Genomic DNA, 11,660 nt, shown 5'->3' with positions numbered 1-11,660 from the left:
GAAACAATGTCGAATCAACGAGCGAAGCTGGTAGTCGGTAACTGGAAGATGCATGGTCGCCTCGCGGTCAACGCGGCGCTGCTCGAAGGTGTTGCGCGTGGCGCCGAGACGCTGCCGCTGGAGGTGCGTGTCGGCGTGTGTGTGCCGCACCCGTATCTCGCGCAGGCTCAGGCGCTGCTTGGCGGCAGCCGGGTAGCCTGGGGGGCGGAGGACATTTCGGCGCACGAGCAGGGCGCGTACACCGGTGAGGTTGCGGCAGGCATGGTCGCCGACTTCGAGGCCGCATATGCGATCGTCGGCCACTCGGAACGGCGCGCCTGTCACGGCGAAAGCTCGGATCTCGTGGCGGCGAAGGCGCAGCGCGCGTTGGCAGCGGGGCTCACGCCCATTGTCTGCGTGGGCGAGACGCTCGAAGAGCGCGAATCGGGCGCGACTGAGAAGGTGGTCGGCGCGCAGCTCGATGCCGTGCTGGCCGTGCTGACGACAGACGAGGCCGCGCGTATCGTTGTGGCGTACGAACCGGTCTGGGCCATCGGCACGGGCCGGAGCGCGACGTCGGAACAGGCGCAGCAGGTGCATGCCTTCTTGCGCGCGCGGCTTGCGGCGAAGAGTGCGCAGGCGGCTGGCGTACTGTTGCTCTACGGCGGCAGCGTGAAGCCGGAGAATGCGGCGGAGCTGTTCCGCCAGACCGACATCGACGGCGGCTTGATCGGCGGCGCTTCGTTGAAGGCAGGAGATTTTCTCGCGATTTGCGCGGCTGCTGCGGCGGGCGCGGATGTCGCGGGTTAAAGGGCTAGGAAGTTGCGCCCGCGCTCTTGAATGAGCGTGCGGGGCGCGTATGCGCAGGCCGTGACCCGGCTTGCGTTCAACCAGGACTCAGGTGAGTGTGATGCTGTATTTGAAAACGTTGATTATCGTCGTTCAGCTTCTGTCGGCGATCGGGGTAATCGGCCTCGTGCTGCTCCAGCATGGCAAGGGCGCGGACATGGGTGCCGCATTCGGTAGCGGCGCGTCGGGCAGCCTGTTTGGCGCAAGCGGTTCCGCGAATTTTCTCTCGCGTACGACCGCGGTTCTCGCCACGGTCTTTTTTGCCTCGACCCTTGCATTAACCTACTTGGGGTCGTATCATGCGAAGCCTTCGGCTGGTGTGTTGGGCGCAGCGGCTCCCGCCCCCGTCGTAGCCTCGGCTCCGGCTGCTGCGTCTGCAAATGCAGCGGTTTCAGCGCCTGTCGCATCCGCTCCGGCAGCAGCGTCGCCGGCAACGGCTAGTGCTCCGGCAGGCTCGGCTCCGGGTAACGATGTGCCGAAATAAATCTGGAAAAACTTGTTTTTGTGCATTGAACAAATCGCTGAGGCAAGTTAGAATTTAAGTCTTGAAGCGATTCGTGGGTTTCAACAAAATTGTCCTCCCGGATTGCATGCAGTGCCGACGTGGTGAAATTGGTAGACACGCTATCTTGAGGGGGTAGTGGCGAAAGCTGTGCGAGTTCGAGTCTCGCCGTCGGCACCAATGTTATTCTACAAAATGCCAGCCACTTGCTTCAGCTCGGGCTGGCATTTTTGCTTCTGACGTCGTGTTCGTTTATTGTTCGCAGCGCGAAGTACGTGAAGTAACCCCGCGGAGCGACATGTTCTGCGGAACCCTGAACCAACCGATAGAGGATAGCCTTGAACCTCGCTGCCTATTACCCTGTCCTGTTGTTCCTCCTCGTAGGTCTTGGTCTGGGCGTAGCGCTGGTCACCATCGGCAAGATCCTCGGCCCCAACCGGCCAGACAGCGAAAAGAACTCACCTTACGAGTGCGGCTTTGAAGCGTTCGAAGACGCGCGGATGAAGTTCGACGTACGCTACTACCTGGTTGCCATCCTTTTCATCATCTTCGATCTCGAAACGGCGTTCCTGTTTCCGTGGGGTGTGGCCCTGCGTGACATCGGCTGGCCGGGTTTCCTGTCGATGATGCTGTTCCTGCTCGAATTCCTGCTGGGCTTCGCCTACATCTGGAAGAAAGGTGGTCTCGACTGGGAGTGACGGGTTAATCGCCGGATAGCGTAAGGGCGGCTCTACAGGCACACTGCGGGCTGTCCGTCTGGAGTGGAAAACACATGAGTATCGAAGGGGTCTTGAAGGAAGGGTTTGTCACCACTACGGCCGACAAACTGATCAACTGGACGCGCACCGGCTCGCTGTGGCCGATGACGTTCGGGCTCGCGTGTTGCGCGGTCGAGATGATGCATGCGGGTGCGGCCCGCTACGACCTCGACCGTTTCGGGGTGGTGTTCCGTCCCAGCCCGCGCCAGTCCGACGTCATGATCGTCGCCGGCACGCTCTGCAACAAGATGGCGCCCGCGCTGCGCAAGGTCTACGACCAGATGGCCGAGCCGCGCTGGGTGATCTCGATGGGGTCGTGCGCCAACGGCGGTGGTTACTACCACTACTCGTACTCGGTCGTGCGCGGCTGCGACCGCATCGTGCCGGTCGACGTCTACGTGCCGGGTTGCCCGCCCACCGCGGAAGCTTTGGTCTACGGGGTGATCCAGCTGCAGGCGAAGATCCGCCGCACCAATACCATCGCACGTCAATAAAGGCCGCGTGCCTCCCACAATATGGCAAGCAAACTCGAGACCCTGAAAGCGAACCTCGAAGCGGCTCTTGGCGCGCGTATCGTCAGCCTCACCGAGGCGCTCGGCGAACTCACGCTGGTCGTGAAAGCGGGCGACTGCCTCGATGTCGCGAAGGATCTGCGCGACAACCCCACGCTGCGCTTCGAGCAGCTCATCGACGTTAGCGGGGTGGACTATCAGACTTACGGCGACGGGGCGTGGGACGGCCCGCGCTTTGCCGCCGTGTCGCAACTGCTCTCGATCACGCATAACTGGCGCCTGCGCCTGCGCGTATTCGCGCCGGACGACGAGGTGCCGATCGTGCCGTCGGTCTTCGAGATCTGGAACTCGGCGAACTGGTACGAGCGCGAGGCGTTCGACCTGTTTGGCATCGTGTTCGACGGCCACCCCGACCTGCGCCGCATCCTTACCGACTACGGCTTCATCGGCCATCCGTTCCGCAAGGACTTCCCGATCTCGGGCTACGTCGAAATGCGTTACGACCCGGAGCAGAAGCGCGTGGTCTATCAGCCGGTGACGATCGAGCCGCGTGAAATCACGCCGCGCGTGATCCGTGAGGATCGGTACGGCGGTCTGAAGAAACAGTAAGAGGGTCGCATGTCAGAGATCAAGAACTACACGCTCAACTTCGGCCCGCAGCACCCGGCAGCACACGGCGTGCTGCGTCTCGTGCTCGAGCTCGACGGAGAAGTGATCCAGCGCGCCGATCCGCACATCGGCCTTCTGCACCGCGGGACCGAAAAGCTCGCTGAAAACAAGACCTTCATTCAGTCGGTGCCGTACATGGACCGACTCGACTACGTGTCGATGATGGTCAACGAGCACGGTTACGTGCTCGCGATCGAAAAGCTGCTCGGCATCGAGCCGCCGGTGCGCGCGAAGTACATCCGCGTGCTGTTCGACGAAGTCACCCGCGTGCTGAACCACCTCATGTGGATCGGCTCGCACGCGCTCGACGTCGGCGCGATGGCGGTGTTTCTCTACGCGTTCCGCGAGCGCGAAGACCTGATGGACGTGTACGAGGCGGTGTCGGGCGCGCGCATGCACGCGGCCTACTACCGTCCGGGCGGCGTCTATCGCGACCTGCCTGACGCGATGCCGCAATACAAGGCGTCGAAGATCCACAACGAGAAGGCGCTCGCGCGCATGAACGAAGCGCGCCAGGGCTCGGTGCTGGACTTCATCGACGACTTCTTCACGCGCTTCCCGGGCTGTGTCGACGAGTACGAAACGCTCCTTACCGACAACCGCATCTGGAAGCAGCGTCTCGTCGGCATCGGCGTGGTGACCCCGGAGCGGGCCATGCAGCTCGGCCTGACGGGTGCGATGCTGCGCGGTTCGGGCATCGAATGGGATCTGCGCAAGAAGCAGCCGTACGAAGTTTATGACCAGATGGATTTCGATATTCCGGTGGGCGTGAACGGCGACTGCTACGACCGCTATCTGGTCCGGGTCGAGGAAATGCGTCAGTCCACCCGCATTGCGAAACAGTGCATTGAGTGGTTGCGCAAGAATCCCGGTCCCGTGATGGTCGACAATCATAAGATTGCGCCGCCTTCGCGCGTGAACATGAAGTCGAACATGGAAGAGCTGATTCACCACTTCAAGCTCTTCACCGAGGGTTTCCATGTGCCCGAGGGCGAGGCCTATGCCGCCGTCGAGCATCCGAAGGGGGAATTCGGCATCTACCTGGTGTCGGATGGCGCAAACAAGCCGTATCGTCTGAAGATCCGTGCGCCGGGTTACGCTCACCTGTCCGCGCTGAACGAAATGGCGCGCGGGCACATGATTGCCGACGCGGTCACGATCATCGGCACGCAGGACATCGTGTTCGGGGAAATCGACCGCTAGGCGGCAAACTGCCGGCGCGCCCGATGGGGAAGGGCGCACGGCGAAATACCGGGAACGCCACGTCTGTCGCAGCGAGCAGGTACACGTAACGCGCGGCGGGTTTGTGTCTGGCGGGAATCGAAACGGTAGGAATTGAAAGAGTCGTGTCTGAAAATGATCTCAGCTGAAGGCCTGAAAGAAATCGATCGCGCGCTGACGAAGTATCCCGCCGATCAGAAACAGTCCGCCGTCATGGCGGCCCTGGCCGTTGCTCAGGAAGAGCATGGCTGGCTGTCGCCCGAGCTCATGCAGTTCGTCGCCGACTACCTCGGCATGCCGCCTGTCGCGGTCCAGGAGGTCGCCACGTTCTACACGATGTTCGAGACGAGGCCGGTCGGCAAGCACAAGATCACGCTCTGCACGAACCTGCCGTGCCAGCTCGGCCCCCATGGCGGCGCCGAAGCGACCGCCGAATACCTGAAGCAAAAGCTTGGCATCGACTTCGGCGAGACCACGTCCGACGGCAAATTCACCCTCAAGGAGGGCGAGTGCATGGGCGCGTGCGGCGACGCACCGGTGCTGCTCGTGAACAACCATCGCATGTGCAGCTTCATGAGCCGCGAGAAGATCGACCAGTTGCTCGAGGAGCTTTCGAAATGACTTCGTTGCACGACCGTCACATCAAACCGCTGATTCTCGCGGGCCTGAACGGCGAGAACTGGCACCTCGAAGACTACGTTGCGCGCGGCGGCTACAAGCAGCTGCGCCGCATTCTCGAAGAGAAGATTCCGCCCGAGCAGGTGATCGCCGACGTGAAGGCCGGTGGTCTGCGCGGCCGCGGCGGCGCGGGCTTTCCGACCGGCCTGAAGTGGAGTTTCATGCCGCGCCAGTTCCCGGGCCAGAAGTACCTGGTCTGCAACTCGGACGAGGGCGAGCCCGGCACGTTCAAGGATCGCGACATCCTGCGCTGGAACCCGCATGCCGTGATCGAGGGGATGGCCATCGGCGCGTATGCGATGGGCATCACCGTGGGCTACAACTACATCCACGGCGAGATCTTCGAGGTCTATCGCCGCTTCGAGGCTGCGCTTGAAGAAGCGCGCCAGGCGGGCTTGCTCGGCGACAATATTCTGGGCACGGACTTCTCGTTCCAGCTGCACGCGCACCACGGTTACGGCGCGTACATCTGCGGCGAGGAAACCGCGCTGCTCGAGTCGCTGGAAGGCAAGAAGGGCCAGCCGCGCTTCAAGCCGCCGTTCCCGGCGAGCTTCGGCGTGTACGGCAAGCCCACCACGATCAACAATACCGAGACGTTCGCGGCGGTGCCGTTCCTGCTGACGGTCGGCCCGCAGACGTACATGGAGCTCGGCAAGCCGAACAACGGCGGCACGAAGATCTTCTCGATCTCGGGCGACGTGGAGCGTCCGGGCAACTACGAGATCCCGCTCGGCACCCCGTTCGCGACGCTCATGGAGCTCGCCGGCGGCATGCGCGGCGGCAAGAAGCTCAAGGCCGTGATTCCGGGCGGCTCGTCGGCGCCGGTCATTCCGGGCGACATCATGATGCAGACCGACATGGACTATGACTCGATCGCCAAGCAGGGCTCGATGCTCGGCTCGGGCGCGGTCATCGTCATGGACGAAACGCGCTGCATGGTGCGCTCGCTGCTGCGCCTCTCGTACTTCTATTACGAAGAGTCGTGCGGCCAGTGCACGCCGTGCCGCGAAGGCACGGGCTGGCTCTATCGTGTGGTTCATCGCATCGAGCACGGCCTTGGCCGCCAGGAAGACCTGGACTTGCTGAACTCGGTGGCGGGCAACATCATGGGCCGTACGATCTGTGCGCTCGGCGATGCGGCGGCCATGCCCGTGCGCGGCATGCTCAAGCATTACTGGGACGAATTCGAATATCACGTGCATAACAAGCGTTGCCTCGTCGGCGGACATGCCGACTCGCACGCGGCGTCGGAGACGGTGGCCGCCTGAAGGTGCCCGACGGCAAAGGCAGGCGAAACGAGAGGCGAGCACGTTGGGCGCGAGCCGCGTAGCAGGATGCAACGGGGCAGACCGCGACAGGCGTGAAAGCGTGATTGAGCGGTAACAGCGCGGTAACAGGTTAGGGACGATTAACCATCATGGTTGAACTTGAAATAGACGGCAAGAAGGTGCATGTGCCCGAGGGCAGCATGGTGATCCAGGCCGCGCAGCGGGTGGACACCTACATCCCGCACTTCTGCTATCACAAGAAGCTGTCGATTGCGGCCAACTGCCGGATGTGTCTTGTCGATGTCGAGAAGATGCCGAAGGCCGTGCCTGCCTGCGCGACCCCGGTGTCCCAGGGCATGGTCGTGCGCACGTCGTCCGAAAAGGCCGTGCAGGGCCAGCAAGCCGTGATGGAGTTCCTGCTGATCAACCACCCGCTCGACTGCCCGATCTGCGACCAGGGCGGCGAATGCCAGCTGCAGGATCTGGCCGTGGGCTACGGCAAGTCGGCTTCGCGCTACAGCGAAGAAAAGCGCGTGGTGTTCCACAAGAACGTGGGCCCGCTCATCTCGATGGAAGAGATGTCGCGCTGCATCCACTGCACGCGCTGCGTGCGCTTTGGCGACGAGATTGCCGGCGTGATGGAGCTCGGCATGCTCGGCCGCGGCGAACACTCGGAAATCACGTCGTTCGTCGGCAAGACGGTGGACTCGGAACTCTCGGGCAACATGATCGACGTGTGCCCGGTCGGCGCGCTCACGAGCAAGCCGTTTCGCTTCTCGGCGCGCACGTGGGAGCTCTCGCGCCGCAAGTCGGTGAGCCCGCACGACTCGACCGGCGCGAACCTCATCGTCCAGGTCAAGAACAACCGCGTGATGCGCGTGCTGCCGTACGAAAACGAAGCGATCAACGAGTGCTGGATCTCGGACAAGGACCGCTTCTCGTATGAAGGCCTGAACAGCGAGGACCGCCTGACCCGCCCGATGATCAAGCAGGGCGGCGAGTGGGTTGAAACCGACTGGCAGACGGCGCTCGATTACGTTGTGAAGGGCATCAACGGCATCAGCGACGAGCACGGCGAGAACATGATCGCCGCGCTGGCCAGCCCGCACAGCACGACGGAAGAACTCTACCTGCTCAAGCAGCTCGCGGACGCGATCGGCACGCCGAACGTCGACTTCCGCCTGCGCCAGAGCGACTTCTCGGCGCCGGTGACGGGCGCGCCGTGGCTCGGCACGAAGATCGCCGATCTGTCGTATGCCGATTCCGCTCTCGTGATCGGCTCGTTCCTGCGCCGCGACCACGCACTCTTCGCTGCGCGCTTGCGTCAGGCCGCGAAGGGCGGTGCCCAGGTCGCGCTGCTGCAGGCTACGGCCGACGGCTCGCTGATTCCGGGCGCGCAACGCATCGTCGCCGCGCCTTCGGCATGGCTCGACGAGCTGGCCGGCATTGCCGCCGCCGCAGCCGAGGCCAAGGGCGTCGCATTGCCGGAAGCCTTCGCGGGCACGCAGGCGAGTGACGGCGCGAAGCAGGTCGCCGCTTCGCTTGCGAGCGGTGAGCGCCGCTTCGTGCTGCTCGGCAATGCCGCCGTCCAGCATCCGGATTTCGCGCGCTTGCACGCCGCGGCGCAGTTCATTGCCGAAACGACCGGCGCGACGCTCGGCTTCCTCACCGAAGCGGGCAACACGGTTGGCGCGTATCTCGTGGGCGCACTGCCGGGCAACGGCGGCCTGAATGCACGCGAAGCATTCGAACAGCCGCGCAAGGGTTATCTGCTGCTCAACGTCGAACCGGAGTTCGACACGGCGAATCCGGCCGTGGCGCGCGCCGCGCTCGGCCAGGCCGAAATGGTCGTGATGTTCTCGCCGTTCAAGACGGGCCTGGAATACGCCGACGTGCTGCTGCCGATCGCGCCGTACACCGAGACCGCCGGCACGTTCGTGAACGCCGAAGGCACGGTGCAGCCGTTCAACGGCGTGGTGCGTCCGCTTGGCGAGACGCGTCCCGCATGGAAGGTGCTGCGCGTGCTGGGCACGCTGCTGGGCGCCCACGGCTTCGAATACGACACGTCGGAAGAAGTGCGCCGCAAGGCACTGGGCGATGGCGATTTCTCGCAGCACCTCTCGAACAAGGCGGGTGCACCGGTCGCGAAGGGCGCCGCGGCGAAGGCAGCAGAAGGCCGCTTCGAGCGCATTTCCGACGTGCCGATTTACCACGCCGACCCGCTCGTGCGCCGCGCCGAGTCGCTGCAGCTCACGACGGCCGCGCGCGTGGCCAACACAGTCGGCCTGCCTGCCGCGCTGTTCGACCAGCTCGGTCTGAGGGAAGGCGATGCGGTGCGCGTGCGTCAGGACGACCTGTCGGTCACGGCGCCGGCTACGCGCGATGCGAATCTTGCGCCGACGGTGGTGCGCGTGTCGGCGGCAACGCCGGCCGGCGCGCAGCTCGGCAGCCTGTTCGGTGAACTGCTGGTGGAGAAGGCCTAAATGAGCTTGTTCGATACGATCAATGCAGGCGGCAGCCAGCTGCTCGGCTTGGCATGGCCCACCGTGTGGGCGCTGGTGCGCATTCTCGTCGTCGCGGTGGTGATCCTGCTGTGCGTGGCGTACCTGATCCTCTGGGAGCGCAAGCTGATCGGCTGGATGCACGTGCGCCTCGGTCCGAACCGCGTGGGCCCTGCCGGTCTCCTGCAGCCGATCGCCGACGTGCTGAAGCTGCTGCTCAAGGAAGTCATCCAGCCCGCGCAGGCCAGCCGCTGGATCTACATGGTCGCGCCGATCATGGTGGTGGTGCCGGCCTTCGCCGTGTGGGCCGTGATCCCGTTCCAGGCGGGCGCGGTGCTCGGCAACATCAACGCGGGCCTGCTCTACGTGATGGCGATCTCGTCGATCGGCGTGTACGGCGTGATTCTCGCAGGCTGGGCGTCGAACTCGAAGTACGCGTTTCTCGGCGCCATGCGTGCCGCGGCGCAGATGGTCTCGTATGAAATCGCGATGGGCTTCGCGCTCGTCGTCGTGCTGATGGTCTCGGGCAGCCTGAACCTCTCGGACATCGTCCAGGGCCAGATGCGCGGCATGTTCGCGAGCTGGGGCATCACGTTCCTCTCGTGGAACTGGCTGCCGCTCCTGCCGATGTTCGTCGTCTACTTCATCTCGGGCCTGGCTGAGACGAACCGCCACCCGTTCGACGTGGTGGAAGGGGAGTCGGAAATCGTCGCGGGCCACATGATCGACTACTCGGGGATGGCGTTCGCGCTGTTCTTCCTCGCCGAGTACATCAACATGATCGTGATCTCGGCGCTGGCTTCGGTGCTGTTCCTCGGCGGCTGGAGCGCGCCGTTCGGTTTCCTCGACTTCATCCCGGGCGTGTTCTGGCTCGTGCTGAAGGTCTTCTGTCTCCTTTCGGTGTTCATCTGGGCGCGCGCGACCTTGCCGCGCTACCGTTATGACCAGATCATGCGTCTGGGCTGGAAAGTGTTCATTCCGGTCTGCGTGGTGTGGCTGATCGTCGTCGGCTTCTGGTACATGTCGCCGTTGAGCATCTGGAAATAAGGGGCGACGCAATGAACGCTATCCAAAACTTCTTCAAGACGTTTTTTCTGACCGAGATTCTCAAAGGTCTCGCGCTGACTGGCCGTTATACCTTTAAGCGCAAGTTCACCGTGCAGTTCCCGGAAGAAAAGACACCCATCTCGCCGCGCTTTCGCGGCCTGCACGCGCTGCGCCGCTATGAAAATGGCGAAGAACGGTGCATCGCGTGCAAGCTATGCGAAGCCGTGTGTCCCGCGCTCGCGATCACGATCGAATCCGAGGTGCGCGAGGACAACACGCGCCGCACGACGCGCTACGACATCGACCTGACGAAGTGCATCTTCTGCGGTTTCTGCGAAGAGAGTTGCCCGGTCGATTCGATCGTCGAAACGCACATTCTCGAGTATCACGGCGAGAAGCGCGGCGATCTGTATTTCACGAAGGAAATGCTGCTGGCTGTCGGCGATCGCTACGAAGCGCAGATCGCAGCAAACAAGGCAGCGGATGCACCGTACCGTTGATTTTCAGTTTGACGCTGCATCGGCCCGCGGTGGGGCCGGCTGCGGGGAAGGGCTGTGCCGGAAAACGGCGCCTTTCCCCAGCCCGAAACACCGCGGCGCGACGCTCCCTGGTCTGGCCGCCAGTCTGCGCCGCGCAACCCGCCTTACGATGGCCCCAACGATGAACCCGTAATCATGGAATTCACGACCGTCCTGTTTTACATCTTCGCGCTGCTGCTGACGTTGTCAGGGCTGAAGGTGATCACGTCGCGCAACCCCGTTGCGTCGGCGCTCTTCCTCGTCCTGGCGTTCTTCAACGCGGCCGCGATCTGGATGCTGCTCGAGGCCGAATTCCTCGCGATCCTGCTGGTGCTCGTCTACGTGGGCGCGGTGATGGTGCTGTTCCTGTTCGTCGTGATGATGCTGGACATCAACGTCGACGTGCTGAGCCGCGACTTCAAGCGCTTCATTCCGGTGGCGACCGTGGTGGGCGCGATCATCGTGATCGAGACCGCGCTGATCCTCTGGCACGGCTACGGCGCCACCACGACGCCGGTGCCCGATACCTCGGCGGCGGCGGCAACGGCGGTCTCGAACACGCACCTGATCGGCAAGATCATCTACACCGACTACATCTTCGCCTTCGAAGTGGCGGGTCTCGTGCTGCTCGTGGCGATCGTCGCGGCGATCGCGCTGACCGTGCGCGAGCCGAAGGACTCGAAGCGCCAGGACGTCGCGAAGCAGGTGAGCGTGCGCCGGCAGGACCGCGTGCGCCTCGTGAAGATGCAGCCGGAGAAGGAAGTGCCGGAAGCGGCGCAGGCAACCGACGGCGCCGCCGCGGGCGATGCCCCGGCCGGTACCAAGGCTTAAGCGCGGAGGAGCGAACCATGTTGACCCTGGCCCATTATCTCGTGCTCGGCGCGATCCTCTTCGCGATCTCGATCGTCGGCATTTTCCTGAATCGGCGCAACGTCATCATCATCCTGATGGCGATCGAGCTGATGCTGTTGGCGGTGAACACGAATTTCGTCGCGTTCTCGCACTATCTGGGTGATATACACGGACAGATTTTCGTGTTCTTCGTGCTAACGGTTGCGGCCGCGGAAGCCGCGATTGGTCTGGCTATTCTTGTGACTCTGTTCCGCAGCCTCGACACGATCAACGTCGAGGATCTCGATCAGCTCAAAGGCTAAGGCA

At 63.3% G+C, this 11,660-nt stretch carries 13 protein-coding genes and 1 tRNA gene; all 14 read left to right on the top strand.

The window, feature by feature from the left end; genetic code table 11:
* Nucleotides 1–6 precede the first annotated feature (6 nt).
* Nucleotides 7–789, top strand: a complete 783-nt coding sequence (tpiA, locus tag BAC01S_RS14825) for a triose-phosphate isomerase (protein WP_043202337.1) — start codon at nt 7–9, stop codon at nt 787–789.
* 100 nt (nt 790–889) lie between these two features.
* Entirely contained in the window at nt 890–1,312 is a 423-nt protein-coding gene (gene secG / locus BAC01S_RS33850) for a preprotein translocase subunit SecG (protein ID WP_084168589.1), read from the top strand.
* A 113-nt stretch (nt 1,313–1,425) separates the two neighbouring features.
* Nucleotides 1,426–1,510: transfer RNA gene (locus BAC01S_RS14820), tRNA-Leu, on the top strand.
* A gap of 158 nt (nt 1,511–1,668) precedes the next feature.
* Nucleotides 1,669–2,028, top strand: coding sequence for an NADH-quinone oxidoreductase subunit A (gene ndhC / locus BAC01S_RS14815; RefSeq protein ID WP_027795472.1), 360 nt, complete (start codon nt 1,669–1,671; stop codon nt 2,026–2,028).
* Nucleotides 2,029–2,102: 74 nt separating this feature from the next.
* Complete coding sequence (locus tag BAC01S_RS14810) at nt 2,103–2,582, top strand: NuoB/complex I 20 kDa subunit family protein (RefSeq protein ID WP_006052903.1); 480 nt, start codon at nt 2,103–2,105, stop codon at nt 2,580–2,582.
* 21 nt (nt 2,583–2,603) lie between these two features.
* On the top strand, nt 2,604–3,209 hold the full coding sequence (locus BAC01S_RS14805) for an NADH-quinone oxidoreductase subunit C (RefSeq protein ID WP_027795471.1): 606 nt from the start codon (nt 2,604–2,606) through the stop codon (nt 3,207–3,209).
* Nucleotides 3,210–3,218: 9 nt separating this feature from the next.
* Nucleotides 3,219–4,472: an NADH-quinone oxidoreductase subunit D gene (locus BAC01S_RS14800; RefSeq protein WP_027795470.1), complete on the top strand. Its 1,254-nt coding sequence runs from the start codon at nt 3,219–3,221 to the stop codon at nt 4,470–4,472.
* A 153-nt stretch (nt 4,473–4,625) separates the two neighbouring features.
* Nucleotides 4,626–5,111: an NADH-quinone oxidoreductase subunit NuoE gene (gene nuoE, locus BAC01S_RS14795; protein ID WP_027795469.1), complete on the top strand. Its 486-nt coding sequence runs from the start codon at nt 4,626–4,628 to the stop codon at nt 5,109–5,111.
* Nucleotides 5,108–6,436, top strand: coding sequence for an NADH-quinone oxidoreductase subunit NuoF (gene nuoF / locus BAC01S_RS14790; RefSeq protein WP_027795468.1), 1,329 nt, complete (start codon nt 5,108–5,110; stop codon nt 6,434–6,436). The genes nuoE and nuoF overlap by 4 nt, the downstream gene beginning before the upstream one ends.
* 149 nt (nt 6,437–6,585) lie before the next feature.
* A complete protein-coding gene (gene nuoG / locus BAC01S_RS14785) occupies nt 6,586–8,919 on the top strand; it encodes an NADH-quinone oxidoreductase subunit NuoG (protein WP_027795467.1) in 2,334 nt (777 codons plus the stop codon).
* Nucleotides 8,920–9,984 (top strand): NADH-quinone oxidoreductase subunit NuoH, encoded by a 1,065-nt coding sequence (gene nuoH, locus BAC01S_RS14780; RefSeq protein WP_027795466.1) that lies wholly within the window; start codon nt 8,920–8,922, stop codon nt 9,982–9,984. It abuts the gene before it with no gap.
* A gap of 11 nt (nt 9,985–9,995) precedes the next feature.
* On the top strand, nt 9,996–10,484 hold the full coding sequence (nuoI, locus tag BAC01S_RS14775) for an NADH-quinone oxidoreductase subunit NuoI (protein WP_027795465.1): 489 nt from the start codon (nt 9,996–9,998) through the stop codon (nt 10,482–10,484).
* A gap of 174 nt (nt 10,485–10,658) precedes the next feature.
* A complete protein-coding gene (locus BAC01S_RS14770; RefSeq protein WP_027795464.1) occupies nt 10,659–11,333 on the top strand; it encodes an NADH-quinone oxidoreductase subunit J in 675 nt (224 codons plus the stop codon).
* A 17-nt stretch (nt 11,334–11,350) separates the two neighbouring features.
* Nucleotides 11,351–11,656 carry an NADH-quinone oxidoreductase subunit NuoK gene (gene nuoK, locus BAC01S_RS14765; RefSeq protein WP_027795463.1) on the top strand — a complete coding sequence of 102 codons (306 nt, stop codon included), beginning with the start codon at nt 11,351–11,353 and terminating at the stop codon, nt 11,654–11,656.
* Nucleotides 11,657–11,660: the final 4 nt, after the last annotated feature.

The organism is Paraburkholderia acidipaludis NBRC 101816 (genome assembly GCF_000684975.1).
Classification (GTDB): Bacteria; Pseudomonadota; Gammaproteobacteria; order Burkholderiales; family Burkholderiaceae; genus Paraburkholderia; species Paraburkholderia acidipaludis.
The sequence above is the reverse complement of the archived record's forward strand: the minus strand, read 5'-3'. Positions and strand labels throughout refer to the sequence as shown.

Excerpts from the sequence above, each read along its gene's own strand:
- tpiA (WP_043202337.1), top strand. The coding sequence starts at position 7 with ATGTCGAATCAACGAGCGAAGCTGGTAGTCGGTAACTGGAAGATGCAT.
- secG (WP_084168589.1), top strand. The coding sequence starts at position 890 with ATGCTGTATTTGAAAACGTTGATTATCGTCGTTCAGCTTCTGTCGGCG.
- BAC01S_RS14810 (WP_006052903.1), top strand. The coding sequence starts at position 2,103 with ATGAGTATCGAAGGGGTCTTGAAGGAAGGGTTTGTCACCACTACGGCC.
- BAC01S_RS14805 (WP_027795471.1), top strand. The coding sequence starts at position 2,604 with ATGGCAAGCAAACTCGAGACCCTGAAAGCGAACCTCGAAGCGGCTCTT.
- BAC01S_RS14800 (WP_027795470.1), top strand. The coding sequence starts at position 3,219 with ATGTCAGAGATCAAGAACTACACGCTCAACTTCGGCCCGCAGCACCCG.
- nuoE (WP_027795469.1), top strand. The coding sequence starts at position 4,626 with ATGATCTCAGCTGAAGGCCTGAAAGAAATCGATCGCGCGCTGACGAAG.
- nuoF (WP_027795468.1), top strand. The coding sequence starts at position 5,108 with ATGACTTCGTTGCACGACCGTCACATCAAACCGCTGATTCTCGCGGGC.
- nuoG (WP_027795467.1), top strand. The coding sequence starts at position 6,586 with ATGGTTGAACTTGAAATAGACGGCAAGAAGGTGCATGTGCCCGAGGGC.
- nuoH (WP_027795466.1), top strand. The coding sequence starts at position 8,920 with ATGAGCTTGTTCGATACGATCAATGCAGGCGGCAGCCAGCTGCTCGGC.
- nuoI (WP_027795465.1), top strand. The coding sequence starts at position 9,996 with ATGAACGCTATCCAAAACTTCTTCAAGACGTTTTTTCTGACCGAGATT.
- BAC01S_RS14770 (WP_027795464.1), top strand. The coding sequence starts at position 10,659 with ATGGAATTCACGACCGTCCTGTTTTACATCTTCGCGCTGCTGCTGACG.
- nuoK (WP_027795463.1), top strand. The coding sequence starts at position 11,351 with ATGTTGACCCTGGCCCATTATCTCGTGCTCGGCGCGATCCTCTTCGCG.